General features: G+C 35.0%; 18 protein-coding genes, 1 pseudogene and 1 riboswitch. Of the genes and pseudogenes, 4 read left to right on the forward strand and 15 right to left on the reverse strand.

All coding sequences use genetic code 11. The features are described from left to right. Positions 1–12: 12 nt before the first annotated feature. The 7 genes and pseudogenes from vanR to ACOZBY_RS00720 form a co-directional block, all read right to left on the reverse strand. Positions 13–705, reverse strand: coding sequence for a VanR-ABDEGLN family response regulator transcription factor (vanR, locus tag ACOZBY_RS00690; protein WP_036166074.1), 693 nt, complete (start codon positions 703–705; stop codon positions 13–15). A 227-nt stretch (positions 706–932) separates the two neighbouring features. Further along, complete coding sequence (locus ACOZBY_RS00695; RefSeq protein WP_031417918.1) at positions 933–1,520, reverse strand: pyridoxamine 5'-phosphate oxidase family protein; 588 nt, start codon at positions 1,518–1,520, stop codon at positions 933–935. Positions 1,521–1,650: 130 nt separating this feature from the next. Next, positions 1,651–2,424 carry a DUF817 domain-containing protein gene (locus ACOZBY_RS00700; protein ID WP_422761245.1) on the reverse strand — a complete coding sequence of 258 codons (774 nt, stop codon included), beginning with the start codon at positions 2,422–2,424 and terminating at the stop codon, positions 1,651–1,653. Positions 2,425–2,662: 238 nt separating this feature from the next. After that, entirely contained in the window at positions 2,663–4,090 is a 1,428-nt protein-coding gene (locus ACOZBY_RS00705) for an amino acid permease (RefSeq protein WP_031417916.1), read from the reverse strand. A gap of 276 nt (positions 4,091–4,366) precedes the next feature. Then, positions 4,367–5,272 carry an arginase gene (gene rocF / locus ACOZBY_RS00710; protein WP_200991037.1) on the reverse strand — a complete coding sequence of 302 codons (906 nt, stop codon included), beginning with the start codon at positions 5,270–5,272 and terminating at the stop codon, positions 4,367–4,369. A gap of 489 nt (positions 5,273–5,761) precedes the next feature. After that, positions 5,762–6,096: pseudogene (locus ACOZBY_RS00715) on the reverse strand (transposase); the annotation flags it as partial. Between the two features lie 279 nt (positions 6,097–6,375). After that, positions 6,376–6,966 (reverse strand): TetR/AcrR family transcriptional regulator, encoded by a 591-nt coding sequence (locus tag ACOZBY_RS00720; protein WP_099805123.1) that lies wholly within the window; start codon positions 6,964–6,966, stop codon positions 6,376–6,378. 126 nt (positions 6,967–7,092) lie between these two features. Here ACOZBY_RS00720 and ACOZBY_RS00725 point away from each other — a divergent pair, with 126 nt between their 5' ends. Beyond that, positions 7,093–8,085: an NADPH:quinone oxidoreductase family protein gene (locus ACOZBY_RS00725; RefSeq protein WP_099805122.1), complete on the forward strand. Its 993-nt coding sequence runs from the start codon at positions 7,093–7,095 to the stop codon at positions 8,083–8,085. Positions 8,086–8,375: 290 nt separating this feature from the next. Next, the gene (locus tag ACOZBY_RS00730) at positions 8,376–9,503 is read left to right on the forward strand and encodes an acyltransferase (protein WP_031417847.1); all 1,128 of its coding nucleotides are present in this window, start codon (positions 8,376–8,378) and stop codon (positions 9,501–9,503) included. A 92-nt stretch (positions 9,504–9,595) separates the two neighbouring features. Here ACOZBY_RS00730 and ACOZBY_RS00735 read toward each other — a convergent pair whose 3' ends face one another. Beyond that, positions 9,596–12,073, reverse strand: a complete 2,478-nt coding sequence (locus ACOZBY_RS00735) for an S-layer homology domain-containing protein (protein WP_422761246.1) — start codon at positions 12,071–12,073, stop codon at positions 9,596–9,598. Between the two features lie 1,048 nt (positions 12,074–13,121). Here ACOZBY_RS00735 and ACOZBY_RS00740 point away from each other — a divergent pair. Both ACOZBY_RS00740 and ACOZBY_RS00745 read left to right on the forward strand, forming a co-directional pair. Beyond that, a complete protein-coding gene (locus ACOZBY_RS00740; protein ID WP_036215124.1) occupies positions 13,122–13,637 on the forward strand; it encodes a YwhD family protein in 516 nt (171 codons plus the stop codon). Beyond that, positions 13,637–13,873: an indolepyruvate ferredoxin oxidoreductase subunit alpha gene (locus ACOZBY_RS00745; protein WP_031417842.1), complete on the forward strand. Its 237-nt coding sequence runs from the start codon at positions 13,637–13,639 to the stop codon at positions 13,871–13,873. The genes ACOZBY_RS00740 and ACOZBY_RS00745 overlap by 1 nt, the downstream gene beginning before the upstream one ends. A gap of 152 nt (positions 13,874–14,025) precedes the next feature. Here ACOZBY_RS00745 and ACOZBY_RS00750 read toward each other — a convergent pair whose 3' ends face one another. From ACOZBY_RS00750 to ACOZBY_RS00780, 7 genes are all read right to left on the reverse strand, one after another. After that, on the reverse strand, positions 14,026–14,292 hold the full coding sequence (locus tag ACOZBY_RS00750) for a hypothetical protein (protein WP_289449272.1): 267 nt from the start codon (positions 14,290–14,292) through the stop codon (positions 14,026–14,028). Positions 14,293–14,451: 159 nt separating this feature from the next. Then, complete coding sequence (gene dut / locus ACOZBY_RS00755) at positions 14,452–14,889, reverse strand: dUTP diphosphatase (protein WP_012293537.1); 438 nt, start codon at positions 14,887–14,889, stop codon at positions 14,452–14,454. A gap of 11 nt (positions 14,890–14,900) precedes the next feature. Continuing rightward, positions 14,901–15,869, reverse strand: a complete 969-nt coding sequence (gene nrdF / locus ACOZBY_RS00760) for a class 1b ribonucleoside-diphosphate reductase subunit beta (protein ID WP_031417839.1) — start codon at positions 15,867–15,869, stop codon at positions 14,901–14,903. After that, the gene (gene nrdE, locus ACOZBY_RS00765; protein ID WP_031417837.1) at positions 15,857–17,950 is read right to left on the reverse strand and encodes a class 1b ribonucleoside-diphosphate reductase subunit alpha; all 2,094 of its coding nucleotides are present in this window, start codon (positions 17,948–17,950) and stop codon (positions 15,857–15,859) included. Before nrdE ends, nrdF begins: the two co-directional genes overlap by 13 nt. Next, positions 17,947–18,306, reverse strand: coding sequence for a class Ib ribonucleoside-diphosphate reductase assembly flavoprotein NrdI (gene nrdI, locus ACOZBY_RS00770; RefSeq protein WP_012293534.1), 360 nt, complete (start codon positions 18,304–18,306; stop codon positions 17,947–17,949). The genes nrdE and nrdI overlap by 4 nt, the downstream gene beginning before the upstream one ends. Further along, positions 18,303–18,527, reverse strand: coding sequence for a glutaredoxin family protein (locus tag ACOZBY_RS00775; RefSeq protein ID WP_031417836.1), 225 nt, complete (start codon positions 18,525–18,527; stop codon positions 18,303–18,305). Before ACOZBY_RS00775 ends, nrdI begins: the two co-directional genes overlap by 4 nt. A 117-nt stretch (positions 18,528–18,644) precedes the next feature. Continuing rightward, positions 18,645–18,822: riboswitch (cobalamin riboswitch) on the reverse strand. Positions 18,823–19,347: 525 nt separating this feature from the next. Then, the gene (locus ACOZBY_RS00780; RefSeq protein WP_325881247.1) at positions 19,348–20,253 is read right to left on the reverse strand and encodes an NAD(P)/FAD-dependent oxidoreductase; all 906 of its coding nucleotides are present in this window, start codon (positions 20,251–20,253) and stop codon (positions 19,348–19,350) included. Between the last annotated feature and the right edge of the window lie 25 nt (positions 20,254–20,278).

Genomic DNA, 20,278 nt, shown 5'->3' on the forward strand with positions numbered 1-20,278 from the left:
AGTCTTCCAAACTCATTTTTCAATGGTATACCCCACTCCCCAAACCGTTTTAATAAATTTTGGGTTCTCTACAGAATCTCTCATTTTCTCGCGCAAATGCCGTATATGAACCATAACCGTATTATTACTATTGAAATACTTCTCTCCCCAAATTTCCTGAAATAACTCTTCTGAGCTAATAACCTTCCCTCTATTCGAGCTTAAATACCACAATATAGAAAACTCTGTAGGTGTAAGGGATAATTGTCTTTCATTTAACAAGACTTGTCTTGTATTTTTGTTAATCATTAAACCTGCAAAATCAATTGTATCCTCATGTGGCTTGGAACTTTGATTGTATAACGTAAATCTTCGCAACTGTGCTTTAACGCGAGCGACCAGCTCTAATGGTCGAAAAGGCTTCGTAATATAATCATCTGCTCCTAAAGAAAAGCCATTTATTTTATCAATTTCTTCTTCCTTCGCCGTTAGCATAATCACAGGGAAATTATAGGTTTCACGTATTTTTTGCAAAATGGTAAAGCCATCAATCTCTGGCATCATAATATCTAAAATAGCTAAATCTAAACCTTCACGCTCAATACAAGCTAATGCCTCTTGAGCTGAATAATATTTAAATACATTATAATTTTCATTTTTTAAATAAAGCTCAATTAAATCTGCAATTTCTTTTTCATCGTCGACTACTAAAATGTTCAAACGAATAGCCCCTCTTTCTATCCTCTTATTTCCCATGATTTTTCACAGGCATTATAGCATTTACTTATAGCTATATCTATAAATAAGAATAGTTTATTTTGAAAACCAAATAAAAAAGATTCGGAAATAACATATTTCCAAATCTTTTTGTATATCGAAATAAGTAAAGTCTTTCATTTCCACGGGAAGGAGCGGCTCCCCTCGCTTCGCTTCAATTTCATCTTTTAAGTGTATTAATTGGATGAATCGATGGCAGTAGAAGAAGTTTTTCGAGACATATCTTGCGTTACTATTCTCCCTGGATAAAATTTCATTTGTTCATTTAATTTATTTTCTTTGGCTGTTATGGTAATAGGTTTCACCTTCAGTACCAATGTTTTACTCCCTAAAGAAGACTGATACTTTTCGATATGTGTTTTCGATAAATGAGTAAGGTAATAGCTCGGCACATATTTATCAAGCATTGCCTGCATGGCAGCCGTTGATTCATTCAAATCTGTTACTATTTCTATTTGACCATTCGCCACAACACTCATATATGCCGTATCCGTTTCAGCAGGAATGGGATCTACCATTGTTCCAAATGATTCGCATACAGTAATGCATGCATTTGGATTGTTCTCGATAATATTTATTTTTCTCCCCTCATTCGCTCCATGAAAATAAAAATATCCATCTTTAAAGACATAATTTAATGGAATAACATAAGGCATATGTTCATCCACTAATCCAAGAAAAGCAGTTTGTGCGTCTTCTAAAAATTGCTTGATATGGCTGTCATCTGTACATACTTTTAGATGCATTCGAATGTCCGTTTCCATTTTTCAACCCCCAATTCTCTTCTACAGAGGAGTCTACAGCAGGAAGGACACGTAAAAAAGGCACAGTTTGATGAAAACCGGTGGGTACAACTTCAAACTATCGAATTAGGGAAGATTTTATTTTTCTCTTTTACTCTTCCGAATCTCGATAAAATAATTTGAGCTGTGCCACTATCATAATGCTAATAACGACTAGTAAAAACCAAGAACTAATCTTCCCAAAATGAACGATCGTCCAAGCTACCTCTTGATTGGGGTATGACCATGCACCAAAAAATGTAGCAATATTTTCCGCAATCCAAATGAAAAATCCAATTAAAAAGAATGACACGACAATTGGCATTTGATAGATGTTATCCCGTACAGTAAATTTGACAACAGTACGGTAAAACACTATGAAAAGTAAAGCCATTAACAGCCATCTCAAATCATACATAAAATGATGTGTGAAAAAATTCAAGTAAATCATGGCCCCCAGTGGAATAGCTATATAACTTTTTGGCCAATTGACAATCTTTAAATCAAACCTGCGCCACGCTTGGCAAATATAACTGGCTACACTCGCATACATAAAGCCACTATATAATGGCACACCTCCAATTTTTGACCAAGCCTCTTCTGGATAAGACCAAGAATTAACATTCACTTTATAAAGTTCAAGAATAAGCCCAATAATATGAAACAGACAGATTACTTTTATTTCATCTTTCGATTCTAGACCAAATTTATACATCAAGTATTGTGTCACTAGACAGATTATTAAAATGAAATCGTATCTTGCAACGCCTGGTATATGAATTACTTTTGAGAGCGCGAGAGTCATAAATATAACTACAGGAAAAATACAAGATAATGATTGATGGTACGTAAAGTACCCTAAGTCTTTCAAAAAATTCTTCATCATTCATCCACCTCAGTAATGATACAAAGTTTGAGGAACTTAGCTTGCAAAACTAAATTCTTCTTGTATGAAGAATATACGATTAATTATCTTATTTCAATATTTTTTTATCGATAATCAATAAATTTCCCCACTTTTTATAGGAACATTTTTTTATGAAATACGTCCTTCATTTTCTAAATTTGTGGAATTTAAAAGGGAAAATAGAAAAGAGTAGCCGTCTTAGCAGCTACTCCCATAGTTAAAGATACATTTTTTGATCTAATTTTAACTGTACTTCTTGTTGGCTTATTTTCATCACCTTAGTCTTCTTCACTTTTACGTAATAAACGACGTAACAGCCGATAAAGAATGCTCCACCACAATAAAGTGCTAATCGTTGCGATGGATCAAATGCCAAACTTGCCATAACAATACAGTTTGCGACTAAACCGATAATTGGAATAATGGGATAAAGTGGAGCTTTGAATTTTAAATCCTCCACTTTTCCACCTTGTCGTACATAGGAACGTCTAAAAGCGATTTGTGATGCTGTAATGGCAATCCAGCCTATTTGAGCGCCTAAACCTGCAAGCGATAAAAGCCAAACAAAAACAGTTTTTGCAGCGAAAACACTAGACAGAAGTGATAATCCAGCTACAGCAAGTGTTATTAATAATGCGTTCATAGGAATCCCTCTCTTATTCACCTTCCCTAAAGCTGGGCTAGCCATTTTTTCAACGGAAAGAGAGAATAACATACGCGTTGCTGCATATAGACCCGAGTTAGCAACCGATAATAACGCTGTTAAAATAACGAAGTTCATGATGTCAGCCGCATAAGGTATACCTATACTATCCAATACAACTACAAATGGGCTTTCAACAACTCCAGCTTTATCCATAGGAATCATACCTGCAAGCACAACAACGGATAGAACAAAGAAGAAAAGCGTACGCCATACGGTTTGTTTAATAGATTTAGGAATCGTTTTTTCTGGATTTTCACTTTCACCTGCAGCAATACCAATTAACTCTGTCCCTTGGAATGAAAAATTCACAGTGATCATCGTTATAAGCAATGCTGTTACACCATTTGGAAATAGTCCACCCTCATAAAAATGAGTAAGGAATGGGGCATTCGTTCCATCCTTCATATCGATCAAGCCAAACATCGCTGCTCCCCCAACTCCTAGGAACATTATGATAGCTAAAATTTTAATGCTAGAAAAAACAAACTCTGCTTCACCAAATGCCTTTGCTGATAAACCATTTAATAAAAAGAGCAAGGCCCCGAAAATTAAACACCACATCCATACGGGTGATTCAGGAAACCATCTTTGCATAAGTTGTCCAGCCCCTAAAAATTCAAGGGCAACCGTTACCGCCCACCCCAGCCAATAAAGCCAGCCAACAGCAAAGCCTGTAGCAGGACCAATAAATTTCGTCGTGTATGTTTGAAATGAACCAGATACTGGCATAGCTACTGATAATTCACCTAAACAAAGCATCGTTAGATACATCACTAACCCGCCTACTAAATACGAAAGAATAGCACCTGTTGGGCCGGCTTGATTAATGGTAAAGCCTGATCCAAGGAAAAACCCTGTTCCTATACAGCCTCCAAGTGAGATCATAAACAAGTGTCTAGCTTTCATACTTCTTTTTAATTCATATTGTTCTGATGCCATAAAAAAACCCCTTATGCTACTATCTTGTAAGCACTTACTTTTGTAGGTGCAAAAAGATAACTATTAGAAATATCAATAGATTTGATTTTTAAAATTTAATCTATTTTGTGAACAGTCAATTTTCTGACAAATAAAAGTTCCCGTTTAGTCTAGAGCATTAATTCGTTCTATTGTAAACTACCATTAGGGAGAGCAATTTTCTAATGTTCGGTTGTGGCGACCTAATTTTATTAAAAAGTTCTTCCTTATCGCTCTTGCAACTTCCCTATCGTTTGCTTAAAGTAATGTATCGCCAAAGAGTGAGCTGATTAAAGCTACGGCAGCGATAGCTGTTTTATTATATTTATCTAATACCGGGTTTGTCTCTACAAACTCTGCAGAAGTAATAATATTTGATTCTGATAGCATTTCCATAGCTAGATGACTTTCACGGTAGCTAATACCACCTGCCACTGGCGTTCCTACACCCGGAGCATCATTAGGATCAAGGCCATCTAAATCTAACGATAAATGGACACCATCAGTGCGCTCCTTTAAATATTCAATCGTTTCAGCCATTACGGTCGTCATGCCTAAACGATCGATTTCATGCATCGTATAGACCTTTATACCAATTTCCTTAATTAGTTGCTTCTCACCTGGATCTAAATCACGTGCCCCAATAATAACAACATTTTCAGGCTTAACTTTTGGCGCATAACCACCAATATTTGTAAGTGCCGGATGACCAAGTCCTATGCTTACTGCCAAAGACATTCCATGAATATTACCTGAAGGTGAAGTTTCACCAGTATTTAAATCACCATGGGCATCGTACCAAATAACACCTAGATTCTCATAATGTTTGGAAACACCTGCTAATGTACCAATGGCAATACTATGATCTCCTCCTAGAACTAAAGGAAAGCGTTTTGAGGAAATAACTTGATCTACTTTTTGACCAAGCTTGTCATTAGCATCTGCTACCGTTTTTAAATTTTTTAAGTTAGTTGTTGCTTCTATTTCTACTTCTTTATTAACAAGTTCGATAGTCAAATCCCCTTCGTCTTGAATGGAATATCCAAGACCCTCAAGTCGATCTGTTAGCCCAGCATATCGTATGGCACTTGGCCCCATATCAACTCCTCTTCTTGTTTGACCCAAATCCATTGGCACCCCAATAATCGTAACTTCTTTGCGCATAATAATTTCTCCTCTCCAATAATTACTTTCACAGTATAAAGAAAATGAAAAATTGACTCAACTCGACATTATTTTTAATTTTTATACAGTTTGGATTATTGAAAACATAGATTTTATCATGCATAAATGACTGCATAAAGAGCAAACCAATGCATACAAAAACAGTATTTTACAATTTCACATCTTTTATTGTAAGAAATTTCAATATTGAAACAGTAAAACTATTCTTTTTTTATAGTTTTTTCCGAAAATTTAAATGGTAATTTAAGATTTTAATACAATTTAAAGGTATAATATTAAAAATGTATCCTTATTTGGTTATATCAGGACCATTTTTTACTACTAAAAATTCTATTAAGTAGATTTACCTTTTCATTTTTGGACAGAAAAAAAGCCTTACATCATAGCTGTAAGGCTTCAGTCTGTCGACAAAAGGAATTGAGAAGTTCACACTCGATTCCTTTTGTCATTTTTTCTCTTTCATTATGTTTAAAAATGATAATTTGATATCCAATAAAACAGACTCTTCAAGTATAAGAACTCTTTGAAGCCGCCTGCCACGGCTAGTTTCTTTAAATTCATGGTAGCAAGAGAGTAAGTATAGGCCTGCATGGACAATTTTTCAGACCTCTAGGTTGTCCATCGTATACCATGCTTTTCCTTTGTATCGGCAAAGACATGCTCAATCGTTTCTTTACGCTTGCATAAATTTGTTTGATGTCATAGGAATGGCGTAAATGTTCTGCTTCCTCCACATACAGTTCCCCAATATGGCGTTGAATAAATTTTTTGTGATTCTTACTTTCTGTACATTGGGAAAGGCTTGACACTTAGTACCATTCAAAGGTTTCGATGTATTATCACCCCAAAAATTTACCTATGTAGATGGGTACTTTATGTAGAAGTTGATGGGAACGAAGGGCGGTGACTCCAGCGGGAAAAGCGGGAAAGTCGAGATCCTGGACTGAGTGAAGCGAGGGAAGCAGCTCGACCCCGCCCGCGGAAAGCGTCCGCCCGTAGTGGAAATCAACGGCTTTACTTTATTTCATTGAGTTTGTCTACAGTCTGAAGCCTTACATCATAGCTGTAAGGCTTTAAAATTTCTACGTTTTTAATAATTTTAAAATACTATTCAAACATATTTCTTTATAATATTGATGTTGTTCTTTTAAATCATCGGTTAACCATTGTATCAAAGAACCATCAATCATCGCCCTCATCATTTTTGCACTTGCGAGGGAATCCATATCCTGACAAAACACACCCTCATGTTGTCCCAACTTAATAATTTCTTGTCCGATTCCCCAGCAATTCTCATAAAATTTTAAGTTTATTTTCTTATACGCTTCATTTCCATTCGCTTGGGCTAAAAAATCTAAATACACTCTGTAAAATTTTTTATTATCTTGAGGGGATACAAAAACAGCATTTAAATAGGCGTGAAGTTTTTCAATTGCTGTCTCGTATTTGGCGATTTCTTTTATTTCAAAACTATAGATTTTGTTTGTTGTGGATTCCAGTAATTCTAATAATATGTTTTGCTTGCTCGTAAAGTAATAGTGGACTACCCCTTTCGAAACATTTGCATGATTGGCTATATCTTGTAATGTGACATTATCGTAGCCTAATTTTGAAACAGCATCAAAGGCTGCTTTCATTATCTGTTTTTTTCGTTCTTCCTCTTTCTTTTTCATAGAAGCCTCCAATGACTTGATACAAGTCATTATACATGAACAGAGTGCATTTTCCAATTTTATGTTGACCAGTCAGAATAATTTTGATACTGTTTAATGGAATTAGATTGTAGGAGGATGTTTACGATGACATTAGAAAACTTTAAAGCGTTGGTAGTCAATCAAGATGAAAATTTTACAGTGAAAGTTAATGATCTTACTTTAAATGATCTTCCGAATGGTGAGGTATTAATTAAAGTAAGCTACTCTGGCATTAATTATAAAGACAGTCTGGCAGCTATACAGGATGGTAAAATCGTTACTTCCTATCCTTTCGTACCTGGGATTGATTTAGCTGGGATTGTTGTATCCTCTGAAGATTCTCGCTTTCAAGAGGGTGACAAGGTAATTGCAACAAGCTATGAAATTGGCGTATCTCATTTTGGAGGATTTAGTGAATACGCTCGAATCCCTTCTAAATGGATTGTTCCATGTCCAAGCGGTCTTTCTCTCAAAGAGGCAATGATTATAGGAACAGCAGGATTTACGGCTGCTTTGTCGATTCAAAGATTACAGGAAAATGGCATTAGTCCTGAGAATGGAAAAATCCTTGTTACGGGGGCAACTGGTGGTGTAGGTAGTTTCGCTGTCTCAATTCTCTCAACACTAGGTTATCAAGTAGAAGCAAGTACAGGGAAAGATTCAGAACATGAATACTTGAATAACCTGGGGGCCACTTCAATTGTAGCTCGTGAAGAGGTATTTGATGGGAAGATTAGAGCATTAGGCAAACAAAAATGGGCTGCAGCTGTCGATTCTGTTGGAGGAGAACCACTTGCCTCTTTATTAAGTCAAATTCAGTATGGCGGTGCTGTTGCTAGCAGTGGGTTAACAGCAGGAACAAACCTTCCTACAAGCGTCTTCCCCTTTATTTTAAGAGGTGTAAATTTACTTGGAATTGATTCTGTTTATTGTCCAATGGATGTACGATTGAACATATGGGATCGTTTAGCAACTGATTTTAAACCAGCTAACCTTGAAGGCTTCATTTATCAAGAGGTAACATTACAGCAACTTCCAAATGTTTTACCTATTTTATTGAAAGGTCAAGCAAGAGGTCGATTTCTTGTGAAATTATAAATAGATACTCCTATATAAAGTGCGAACGAAAGCCTTCTTACATATGAATGTAGGAAGGCTTTTAAAATACTTTTTTCAGTACTTCAAGCTACTATGCATCAGGCATGGTAGCTTTTTTATTGTTTGACACCCGCCTGACATAAAAATTCATTATAGTAAGCCATGACCGTACCACTAGACGATTCTGATAAAAAATTGTCTAAATTCATGGTTCTAAACATACCATTAATGTATATGAGCATTACATTCAGGGAACTCAAAAACTATCAACTATTTTTGGAGATGATTATATGAAACGTGCACATATTGATGAATTAAATATTACTAGAGCCTTAGCTATACTAGCTGTACTTCTTATCCATTCTACTAGTACACCTGTTACAGCTTTGTCCAGCGAATCAAAACTCTACTCTATTTATGTTTTCTTCAATATTTTTCCTAAATTTGCTGTCCCTGTTTTTATTTTTTTAAGTGGGTTTGTTTTATTTTACAACTATATCCAAAAGGATTTCACCAAAAAACTGATTGTTTGTTTTTATAAAAAAAGAGTGACCCAAATACTTATTCCCTATCTATTTTTTTCTGTCTTTTATTTTGCCGCTATGCAATTTTATGTGACGCGCGATTTTTCATTAGCATGGCACGCCCTTTTTAGTGTTGAATTTCTTCAGAAACTATTAATTGGAAAAGCATATACTCATTTATATTATATATTTATTATGGTGCAGTTCTATCTAATGTTCCCGTTATTCTTATATATTTTAAAGAAAAAACCTGCCCTATCCCCTCTTCTGATTTGGACAGGACTAGCTCTTCAATGGATTTTTATCCTATTAAATGCTGAGTATTGGCAGTATCCTTATAGAGGGAGTATTTCATTCTCTTATATACTTTATTTCTTGGCTGGTGGATTTTTAGGGGTTTATTTTGAAAAATATAAACGGTGGTTCCAACTAACCCAAAAAAACTTTCCGATTTCTATTTATTTCATTTGGGCTATTTGGTTATTTTCTACAATTTATAATATTTATCTATATTACTTTGTTTATTCATCTTCAACCTATTTAGCCAACAGTATCGTATTTGAACTAGTCTTTCAGCTACAATCTTTAACGGCCTGTATCGTCTTGTTACAGCTTTCTTTCTGGATTTTTAATAGAGGGAATAAAGCCTTGGTAAATGCCCTTATTAATCTTGGTACATTATCATTTGGCATTTATCTACTACATCCTTTTTTCCTCTTCCTTTATCGCCAAATTCCTGTCAGCGGTAATAGTCTCTTATTTCATGTTTGGAGTGTCGGAGGTTTTATTGTTGCTCTATTTATTACGTGGATTGTGGTATTTTTGGTGGGGAAATATTTTAAATATCATTGGATTGCATTCGGACCGATTCCAAAAGAATTTCCTTATAAATAAATGTTGCCTCTTATAATAGTAGAAACTATATTGACTAACAAAAAAGCCCTGTGGAAATTGTTCCACAGAGCTTTTTTCAATAATCGGCTTAATTATTTTGAAATTGAACCGTCTTTTACTTTGTTGTTATTAGCATCAACAAGGTTTGTAGCTTTAAATTCAACTACAATGCTATCAGTTAAAGCATAGTCAGCTTTAGTTGTCACAGTTAATTTACCATTAGCTACAGCAGCTTTAGCCACTTCTACAGTTGAACCAGCAATTTTTACTGTTAAACCTGTTGGTGTAGCTTGATCAGCAATACTTTCAGTGAAGTCAACTGTAAATGTTTTGCTATCTACTACTGTTACTTTAGAAGCTACAGGTACAATATTTTCTTTAAGAGCCACTAGAGTTGTAGCTTTTCCATTTTTAAGAGTGTTACCTTTTGTATCTACTACATTTTTAGCTTCAAGTACATAATTACCATTTGCCGTGATAGAACCTTCTGGTAAAGTGAATCGTACTTTTTTAGTGCCGTCCACAAATTGAAGTTGAGTGCCAGCAGGTAGCTCTTTTCCTCCAAGTGTGTAGTTAGAAGCATTTGTTGCTGTTGCAGTCACATCAACAGCATATTCAACAGTGAATACATTGTTATCTGTTACAACAACTGGTGTTGTCCCAAGTACTAATGAATCTGTAGTAGTTTCTGGTGTAGCTTCATACGTTCCAGTTGTCACATTGAATGTAATTGTATCTGCAGTTACGTTGCCAGCTAAGTCAGCCACTGCTTTAGCAGATAATTCAAATGTATATGTTGAATTACTATCTAAATCAATGTCCACTTTCACCGTATTTTTCTCTGCACCCTCAATTTTACCGTTACCATCTACATCATAACCAGCATCTGCTTTTACAGCTGTTTCTTTTCCAGTAGTGTAAGCAATACCATTTTGAGTTTTAAGAGTTAATTTACCATCTACTTTTACTGGTTCGCTAAAAGTAAGGTATAGCGCATCTACATCAGTAGTAGCATTTACATCATCAGCTACTAACATTTTAGTAGAAGCAGATACAAGTGTAGCAGGCGTTAAATCTTTAGATAGAATAGCCTTGAACTCAAATGCATCTCCTGCATTGCCAGCTAAATCTTTTTGTCCTTCTACTTTAACGTCCGCATTAATGAATGTAGCTGTACCTAATGCAGCTTTTGCATCAATAGTAAATACAGTTTTATCTTCTGCATCTTTCATATCAGCATCTTTTAAGTAGTAAACCGTAGAACCAACCGTTACTTTTGCATATTCTTCAGCAGTAGCGCCCGCATCTGCATCAAGATTTTGCTTCATTAATTCTTCTGAGAAATCAAACGTAATTTCTGTACCATTCACAGCAGTTGAAACAGTTGGTTTTGAATTATCAACGTCTGCTTTTAGAACCGTGAAGTTCACTGCAATGGGATTTGCAATATTATTAGCAAAGTCAGTTGCTCCTACGATGTCTACTTTATAAGTCTGCTCAGCAGTTAAGCCTTTGATTGTTAATGTCTTTCCAGATAAAGTATAACGATCTTTAGCAAGTTCAGTACCATTTAAGCTAACTGTTCCTTCGTTTTGTACAAGCTCATCGAAAGTGATTACTGCTGTTGTGCCTTTTGCTTCAACAGAATTTACGCTAACAGGAGTTGTATCAGCAAATGTGATTAATTTATTAAACTCTTCAGTTAGAACTTTTGCATCTGCTTTTGTTTTGATTGGGTTTACAGTTACTTTGCCATTTGTTAATTTAATTTCTTTATCAGTTGTTAAAATAACAGTCATTCCGTCTTCAGAAACTTTTGCGTTCGTAATAGCTACCCCGTCAATAGCGTATTTCGCTGTTACAGCAGCATCTTTTGCATCAACAGCTGTGTTGAACTTCACTTCAAATTCTTTTGCGTTAAGCCCTTTTACAGATTCTACTGCTGGTGTTACTTCTTGAACTGCATCAATTGTACGCTTTACCATAGTAGCAAATTCTTCGCGGCTAATTTTATCCTGTGGTGCTAATAATGATCCTTTACCATTAATTACACCATTTTCAACAGCTGTTTCTAAGTAAGATACAGCCCATTTAGAAGCTTTAGAAGCATCTGAGAATTGACTAAGGTCTGCTTTACCAGTTAATTGATAACCTTGTACGATAACTTTTGCAGCTTGTTCTCTTGTTAATTGTGCTTTCGGTTCAAATTTACCATTACCCATACCATCAAATAATTCTGGTGAAGTGGCAAGCACTGCATTATAGAACCAGTCATTTTCATTTACATCTGTAAAATCTTCTGTTCCAGTAGCTTTTAAGTCTAATGCTTTTGATAAAATTTCAGCTGCTTCAGCACGAGTAAGTGTACCAGCTGGGTTGAAGTTTCCTTTTTCGTCACCTTGGATGAAACCTTTGTCAGTTAAAAACTGTACTGCTTCTTTTGCCCATGATGAAATGCTACCTGCATCATTAAATTCAGCAGCTGATGCTACCGGTACGATTGCTGATGCTACAAGTGCTGCTGTAGCAGTAGTTGCAAAAAATTTACGACCTTTGTTATGTTTCGTCATTTGTATATTCCTCCAGAATTCAAATAAATTATATTATTCTGTGAGAACAATATTACCGCTCTATTAAATTTTATTAATATGTATAATACGTTCTCTCAAATAATAATTACTAATAGTTATGGATAAAGCAGCCTTCAAAAATTTTCATGATGAAATATACCAATCAATCTTAAATTTGCTTTACAAGACAATAATATAACTACATTACCAATAAATAAACGCTAAAAATAAGGTAATTTTAATACCAAATTGGTCGTATAGGTAATTATTTCATAAATAATTACCTATAAATAGAAACTCATAGAGAAATGAAGACAAGATGCAGAAAAAACAGTTATTTATTGCTGGAAACTTTAACTTTCTATTTTTTTAGATTCCATTTATTTTTTAAAATAATAGTAGGGCTAATAGCTTTTCTAACGATATAAATGTAAAATATTAACAGACTAAATTCTATGCTAATAAAATATAAATTGTTAAAATCATTGTTTCGCTAATTGAGTGAGCTTGAAATTATATATCGTTTTTTTGAAGGGATGGATGAAAATAAATATAGGAAAGATGCGTTTTTTCATAATGATGGCAGAAGAATTGAATGTTGTCGTGCAGCAGAATGTCTGTGGATGGCACTACCTCCCCTTAGTCAAGTAAACTTTTTCAACAGACTAGGAGAATGGTTGAGCTCCATTTATCCTAAATCATCCTCTTAATAGACTATTTTTCAAGTTCCTTAATTACGTGAAATTCCAAAATTTTTAAGCGAAATATCCATAACTGTATATAGTTAATTTACCAGATCATAACAATTCAGACGTAAGTCCGAAGACAACAAAGGATAATAAGCTGTATAGTTCAGTTATACTTTTTAATCTAAAAAGTATAAGGAGAAATCCTAGGCAGCCCTTACGCATAGTTTAAAATTGCTACTAAAACGTTCAATTAGATTCTTTTTTAAAGCTATCGTAATAAGTGTGCTATTTTTTGTACTATAAATTGTTTGGAAATCGGAACATGTAAATATTGTAGAAAGTATGTGGGGGTGTTTTCTATGAAAGAAAAGATACATTTTACCATCTTAAGTAATGATTCAACCGATGGAGATGGGGGTTACGGCGTAGGTACCCTTGATTTAAATAATGTAACGCCTATTATTATAGATTGTGAAAAAAAACACGTATTTATAGACCTAGAAGCCTTACATGGGCGAAGTATTATTGAAAAAAAAGTGCGTTTTTCACCAGATTTAGCTCATGCTAGTGACGATTATAATCGTTATTGGATCGTTTGGGTAGCTCTTCAGGTCGGGGAAAATGGACCTTATTATGCGGGATGTACTGCAAGTGAAGTACGGGTAGCAAAGGAAGAACGACGCATTAAACTTGGCTATAAATCGTTGCCAGAGCAAGTAAATTATTTAGATAAAGCACTTAAAGGGACATTTATCCTAAGTCATGTCGATCCCAATTCAAAAAAACTACTTTTCCAATTTTTATCTGAATTTAATGAACAGTATTGGAAGCACTCGCCTGAAGAATTAAAACATCAATTAGGGGAGGATTTATAATGGCCTTTGTAATTACAGAATTATGTAGGGATGAAAAAGCAGCCGTTTGTTTAGATGTCTGTCCCGTAAATTGCATTGTAAATACAGATACACAATATGTCATTAACCCTGATATCTGTATCGATTGTGGCGCTTGTGAATTAGTTTGTCCCGTAGAGGCTATTTTTTTTGAGGATGAATTGCCTGCTGAATATCATTCTTCCACTCTACTAGCACGTAACTATTTTCGGAACTAGATGATATACAGCTTACTATCTAATTCCAGCAGCAATATATTGATTGAATAGATGTCATGATTTAGAGCTCTGAACGTCATGTGAAAAAGTAGTACAAACGATGGTTTGTACTACTCATATACTTTTTATTTGATCTTAGCGAACAAACCATATTACTTGCTATCTATTTTTAAGACCTCCCAAATAGAATTATCTACTTCTATTGCTTGTCTATAGGGTAGCTCTCTATTAGCCTTCGCATTCCAATATGCCTCCCCGACAGGTTTATTACCTAATTCAAAATCTATACCATCCCACGTATCTTCACGAAATGCATAAAATGCCCAATGACAGCCATAATCATTAAAAATATCCATTAAATACTTGATATATTGATCCGCTCCAGCAACCATTCGGTTAATGCCAAACTCTTCTGCCATATTATCACCTCATATAAATCCTACTGAACCTACGTTACACAAATGTGACAACCTATGTTTAAATATAAATTGATTAGATTATTCTAGGGAAAAATAAAAAGGATTGAGTTCAGTACATACCAAACTCAATCCTTACAAACGCCTATTGAAAACTTAATCTTATTTTGTACCACTCGCTCCAAATCCCGAAGTTCCACGAACCGTTTGAGATAATTCATTAACTTCCAAGAGTTGAATAGTAGGGACAAATTGAATCACCATCTGGGCAATTCGCATAGATTTTTCTACGAAGAACGTATCTTGACCATGATTAATTAAAATTACACCGATTTCCCCTCTATAGCCTTCATCGATTGTTCCTGGGCTATTGAGCACTGTAATACTATGTTTTAAGGCTAGTCCACTTCTTGGTCGAATTTGTGCTTCCGTTCCTTTTGGTAATTCAATTTGAATTCCTGTTTTAATTAATTTAGTCCCACCAGCAGGTATCTCTACAGTTTCAATGGAATAGAGGTCCATCCCAGCATCGCCAGGGTTAGCTTGCATGGGTAGCATTGCATCTTCATGCATTCTTTTGATTTTTACTTCTACATTCATTGTTCTTCATCCTAACGATTAAAATTAAATGTGTCATCTGTAATTGGCGCTACTTTTGCCTTAGCATAGGTAGCCCCCTTTTGTGAAAAGAAATCATATGTGGAGCCCTCATTACGAATTCCATTCATAACGATTGGATTCACTTCTTCTTCAGGAAACATAGCTTCAAAACCAACATTCATTAAGGCTTTATTTGCATTATAACGCACATAGGCTTTTACCTCAGGCGATAATCCTGTCTCCGCATAAATGTCCTCTGTATATTTCATTTCATTCTGATATAAATCCAGCAGTAATTCATAGCCCCATAATTGTAAAGCTTCTTGCTTTTCTTTTGAAAATTGCTTATATAGATTTTGAGCAAAAAATCCTACTGCAACACCATGAATGGATTCGTCGCGCAAAATGAGGGAAATAATTTCAGCACTGTTTCTTAAAAAACCTTGCCCACCTAAGTATAATGGGTAGAAAAAGCCAGAATAGAAAAGGAAGGATTCAAGCATAACGGATGAAAACATCGCTTTCCATAAGCTCTCAGCGTCCCCTTCTTCAATACTATTATAAATATCCGCTATTTTATTTGCCTTATATTGTAAATATTCATTTTTCTTTACCCATTCAAAGAGCTCGTCTATTTCCTCGTTTGTACAAAGCGTTGTAAATATATAAGAATATGATTTAGCATGTATTGCCTCAAATGCATCAAAAACGGTTAATACAGCCTTTTCCTGTAAATCATCTGTATAAGCAGCAACACGATTCATCCCAATATTTGTCTGAACGGTATCCAGCAAGGTTAATCCTGCAAACACTTTTTTATACGTGTCCTGATGCTCAAAACTTTTCCACTGTTGAATATCTTTACTCACTGCAATTTCTTCGGGAAACCAAATTTGCTTCCATTGCTGGTCCCAAAAAATTTGGGCCAGTTCACTTGTTGCTTTGTTCCAGTTGACTGCCTCATACACTATATTTGACATGCTACACACTCCTCTAAGCTTTGTAATCGTTGACGAACATAGTAAACGGACTTAATCCCTTTAACCCATGCATAAATGTATACTTTAGCTAGTTGTTCTGTTGTCCAATTATCAGTGACATAAAGAGTCATTGAAATACCTTGGTCAACATGTTTTTGAGAAGCTGCGTATAAATCAATTAAATCATAAGGATCAACATCATATGCCTCTACATATAGATGACTGTTTTCATTTGTTAAATGTGGCATTGGATAAATTGTTCGACTATCTGCATAATCACGAACCTCTACACGTTCTGTACATGGAGAGATGGAGGCCGTACAGCTACGAATGTACGATATACTACCAGTTGGTGCTATAGCTAAACGATATGAATGGAATAAGCCATATTGCATAACATCTTGCTTTAATAATTCCCACATTTTACTAGTAATGATTGGAATGTTTCCGAGTGCTTTTAATACAGCAGGTGAAAGCTCTTCTTCAGTCTTATTTACATATTGATCAAAATAGATACCTGAAGCATAATCGCTATCTTCAAATCGATAGAACGTTTCTGCTTTTTCTTTAGCCATTTCCATCGATGATTTTAGAGAATAATAGTTCATTGCTTCCATAAAGCGGTCCATGAAATGAATAGAATCTTTCGAGCCATACATAATTCCCTCCGTAACAAGATGTCCATGGAGATTCATACACCCTAGACCTACTGAGTGCATTAATTGATTGGCTTTTGCGACCGACGGAACATTTTTGATGTGCGTCATTTGGGATACATTTGTTAATAAGTGCATAGCTGTATCGATTAATGCTTCAAAATCATTTACTTTACTCGCTGCGTGGATATCAATTGACCCTAAATTACACGACACATCTAACCCATATTCGTTAGGTTGATCTTGATCTGTGATAACACTAGTTTCTTGAACTTGCAAGATTTCAGTACATAAGTTTGACATTTTTACGCGACCGATATTTTTTAGTGGATGTACGTCATTAACATTATCATCAAAAATTTCAAAGGGATAACCGGATTCGAATTGAGCTTTTTTTACCTCTGTATAGAGTCTACGCGCATTCAAACGTTTAATTTTACGGATTTTAGGATTATCTAGTAGTTCATAGTACATATCAGAAATTGAAATTTCCGACATTCGTTTACCATATACTTTAAAAATATCATATGGACTAAATAACACTATATCTTTATCACGCTTCATCAGTTCGAAGAAAATACTTGGTATAATAATACCTGTTGATAGTGTTGCGAGGCGAATTTTATCATCAGCATTTGGTTTTTTTGATGAAATAAAATTCTCTATATCTGCATGGAAAATATTTAGGTAAACAACTCCTGAGCCATTACGCTGACCAAGCTGATTAGAATAACTAAAAGAATTTTCTAATAGTTTCGCCACTGGAATCACACCACTTGCACGATTTAGTATTTCTTTAATTGGATCACCTAAAGGACGTAAATCCGTTAAGTTGACCCCGACCCCTCCACCTAGACGTGATAGCTCTAAACAATAACCAATATTTTCAGCGATGCTATTCATGGAGTCATCCATGGATAATTTAAAGCAACTTACTAATTCGCCACGAGCTTTCTTCCCACTATTTAATGCAGTAGGCGTTGCAGGTTGATAGGCTTCCATCATCGCTTCTACAGAACGTTCTGCTAGTACCGTGTTCCCCTGTGCCAAGTACAAGGCAATAATGACAATCCGGTCCTCATATTTTTCTAAGATTTCTTCTCCATCACGACTTTTCATAGCGTAGCTGTCATAAAATTTGCTAGCACTCATAAATGATGGGAAACGGAAATTATAATCATACGCTTTTTTGTACAACTTTTTAATAAAATCCATCTCGTACATGTCGATAAAAGCTTTTTCGTAGTAGCCTTCATCAACTAAATAGCGGATTTTTTCCTCTATATCTATAAAGTAACGTAAACGTACGTTGACATATTCTAAAAAGTAGCGGCGCGTAGCCTCACGATCCTTTTCTAACTCTAGTAGCCCCGTTGTACTATAACGATTCAGTACGTCATTATTAAGCTTTAAATAAGTTTTCATCCCATTACCCTCGTTTCATAAAACGTTTGTATAGCTTCATAATCTGTTTGATTGCCGCGCAAATCTAATTTCCTCACTAATGGTACATGATAGGTAGTAGCAATTTTCTCTCCTGCTGCGCCAAATACATGATGTCCAAAGTTACTGTTGCCACTAGCAACTACTCCTTTACAAAAATCTCTGTTTTTATCTAAGAAACGTTGCACTTTTGCTGGAATGTCGCCTAAACCATCTGTGTATGTAATTAAAAGATAAGGCTTATTCAAGCTTAATTCCTCTGAGAGTTCAATAGATTCTGCCCTTAGTTTAGATACTACATTGCGGACATTTCCTGTACGACTAGCGTAAACGATCATAGTGTAATCATCTCAATACGAGAAACAATTTCCTGAACATCCCCTATAAATGTTTCATCCACCTCTAAAACAGGCACACTTAAAAAACCTGCATCAATAATTGTTTGTTTAGCTTGTTCATCGTGATCAATATTAACAATTTCTGCTTCAAGTCCTGCTCGTTGTAATTCGGATTTTACCCAAAGGCATTTTGGACAGATTGTTTTCGTATAAAGTTTCATAGTAATCCCTCTTTTCATAAAATAAAAAAGCTACCTCTTCTAAAGAGATAGCTTACATGGAAACGTTAACATACTAAAAATACTGACGTTCCCATCTCTTAATCCCCGAAGAAATGATAAATTTGTTTTATAAAGGCAGGTCTCCTGGCTTTGCTTCAATCTCTGATTTCCTTCCCATGCGAATGCACAGTGGTTACAATCATCGTCAGCTTTACAGTTGCGGGGACAGCGTCGGAATAGTACCGAACTTCCCTATTAAACTACATATAGTAGTACCTATACAAAACGAACACAATATATTGTTTTTCAATAGTTTTAAGTGTACCATCCTTTATATAAAAAGTAAATCGCGAAATAAAAGTTCATCAATTTGAGACTATTCATATTTTCTGACATAACCTTAATCGAAAGAGATAAAACATAATCATATAAAAATATAACTATAAAAAAATAGGAAGTTACATGCTGATCATTTATTTACCTAATAACGGAGGCCCAATTGAAATTTTATTCATAAAAAAGGCATCTTTCCATAATAGTAAAGATGCAATTATGACTAAAACTACATAATCGTCAACCCACTTTGAGAAAGATGTATATCATTCATCATACTCAATTTATCCTATCTTTGCAGATTTTTCGTTGTACTTGTCCCTTTGCAACTATTCATAATAAACAGGTACCTTTATCCAGTTATTCTGTATTCATAGTATAACATATCCAAGTTCTTTCTCTGTCCGCTCAACTAGGTATATTAACTTTATCCTTTATTTACAAAAATAGCTGATGAATTTTCTATACTCATCAGCTAACCTTTTACTTAAAACCTATCTATTGTGATATCCAAATTTATACTAGAGGCTGTCTTAAAACCTTCCGCAGCAGCGATCATTAAAGAAGAGGCACCCCCCTTTTCCGTTTCACCTGCAACATATATTCCAGCCGCTGTTGTTCGTCCAGTACCATCAGTAATAATTGTCCCATTTTCATCAACTTGGCAATTTAGCTGTTTAGCAAATTTATTTGGACGATAAAAATTAGGTACGACAAATCCACCACTTCTTAAAATATGTTCACCTGTTTCTAATTCAATACTAATTAAGTTACTATCTTCCCCATGCAAGTTTTTTACACATTCTGTATACAGTTTAATTTTTTTACGTTCAAATTCACTTTGAACGTTATCGGAAAGTTGATGACCATTCGTAAAAACGATTAAATCCTGTGACCAATTAAAAACCAATTTGGTCATATGTTTAATATGCTCCTCTTTTTCTGCTATGATAGCCAATGGCTTGTCTCTCAGCTCCCAACCATCGCAATAAGGACAGCTAAACAAGCTTTTACCATAATATTGTCTGATTTGCGGGAGGGGAAACTCCTCTTGTATTCCAGTAGCTAACAATACTTTTGCAGACATATATGATTTATTTTCCGAAGTTTTGACAAGAAATAAACCGCTTTTATCATCTTTAGTTATCTCGATAATTGTTTGATCTAACATAGATATAGATGGGTAAGATTTTATTTCTTTACTAGCTATATTCTTAAATTCTTGTGGCTTTATCCCATCTCTTGTTAAAAAACCATGCGACTCTTGAGTTACACGATTTCGATTAGTTCCATTATCAAATATAGCAATCTTTCTGCGCGCCCTTCCCAATGTTAAGGCAGCACTTAAACCAGCAGGGCCACCACCTATAATTACACAATCGTATTTATTCATCCTTTTTTCCTCCACATCAAAATAT

Origin of the sequence: Lysinibacillus sp. NPDC056220 (assembly GCF_049315265.1) — a bacterium.
GTDB lineage: Bacteria > Bacillota > Bacilli > Bacillales_A > Planococcaceae > Lysinibacillus > Lysinibacillus pinottii.

Coding starts and splice junctions, on each gene's coding strand:
- ACOZBY_RS00695 (WP_031417918.1), bottom strand. CDS start 1,520: ATGGAAACGGACATTCGAATGCATCTAAAAGTATGTACAGATGACAGC.
- ACOZBY_RS00700 (WP_422761245.1), bottom strand. CDS start 2,424: ATGATGAAGAATTTTTTGAAAGACTTAGGGTACTTTACGTACCATCAA.
- ACOZBY_RS00705 (WP_031417916.1), bottom strand. CDS start 4,090: ATGGCATCAGAACAATATGAATTAAAAAGAAGTATGAAAGCTAGACAC.
- rocF (WP_200991037.1), bottom strand. CDS start 5,272: ATGCGCAAAGAAGTTACGATTATTGGGGTGCCAATGGATTTGGGTCAA.
- ACOZBY_RS00720 (WP_099805123.1), bottom strand. CDS start 6,966: ATGAAAAAGAAAGAGGAAGAACGAAAAAAACAGATAATGAAAGCAGCC.
- ACOZBY_RS00725 (WP_099805122.1), top strand. CDS start 7,093: ATGACATTAGAAAACTTTAAAGCGTTGGTAGTCAATCAAGATGAAAAT.
- ACOZBY_RS00730 (WP_031417847.1), top strand. CDS start 8,376: ATGAAACGTGCACATATTGATGAATTAAATATTACTAGAGCCTTAGCT.
- ACOZBY_RS00735 (WP_422761246.1), bottom strand. CDS start 12,073: ATGACGAAACATAACAAAGGTCGTAAATTTTTTGCAACTACTGCTACA.
- ACOZBY_RS00740 (WP_036215124.1), top strand. CDS start 13,122: ATGAAAGAAAAGATACATTTTACCATCTTAAGTAATGATTCAACCGAT.
- ACOZBY_RS00745 (WP_031417842.1), top strand. CDS start 13,637: ATGGCCTTTGTAATTACAGAATTATGTAGGGATGAAAAAGCAGCCGTT.
- ACOZBY_RS00750 (WP_289449272.1), bottom strand. CDS start 14,292: ATGGCAGAAGAGTTTGGCATTAACCGAATGGTTGCTGGAGCGGATCAA.
- dut (WP_012293537.1), bottom strand. CDS start 14,889: ATGAATGTAGAAGTAAAAATCAAAAGAATGCATGAAGATGCAATGCTA.
- nrdF (WP_031417839.1), bottom strand. CDS start 15,869: ATGTCAAATATAGTGTATGAGGCAGTCAACTGGAACAAAGCAACAAGT.
- nrdE (WP_031417837.1), bottom strand. CDS start 17,950: ATGAAAACTTATTTAAAGCTTAATAATGACGTACTGAATCGTTATAGT.
- nrdI (WP_012293534.1), bottom strand. CDS start 18,306: ATGATCGTTTACGCTAGTCGTACAGGAAATGTCCGCAATGTAGTATCT.
- ACOZBY_RS00775 (WP_031417836.1), bottom strand. CDS start 18,527: ATGAAACTTTATACGAAAACAATCTGTCCAAAATGCCTTTGGGTAAAA.
- ACOZBY_RS00780 (WP_325881247.1), bottom strand. CDS start 20,253: ATGAATAAATACGATTGTGTAATTATAGGTGGTGGCCCTGCTGGTTTA.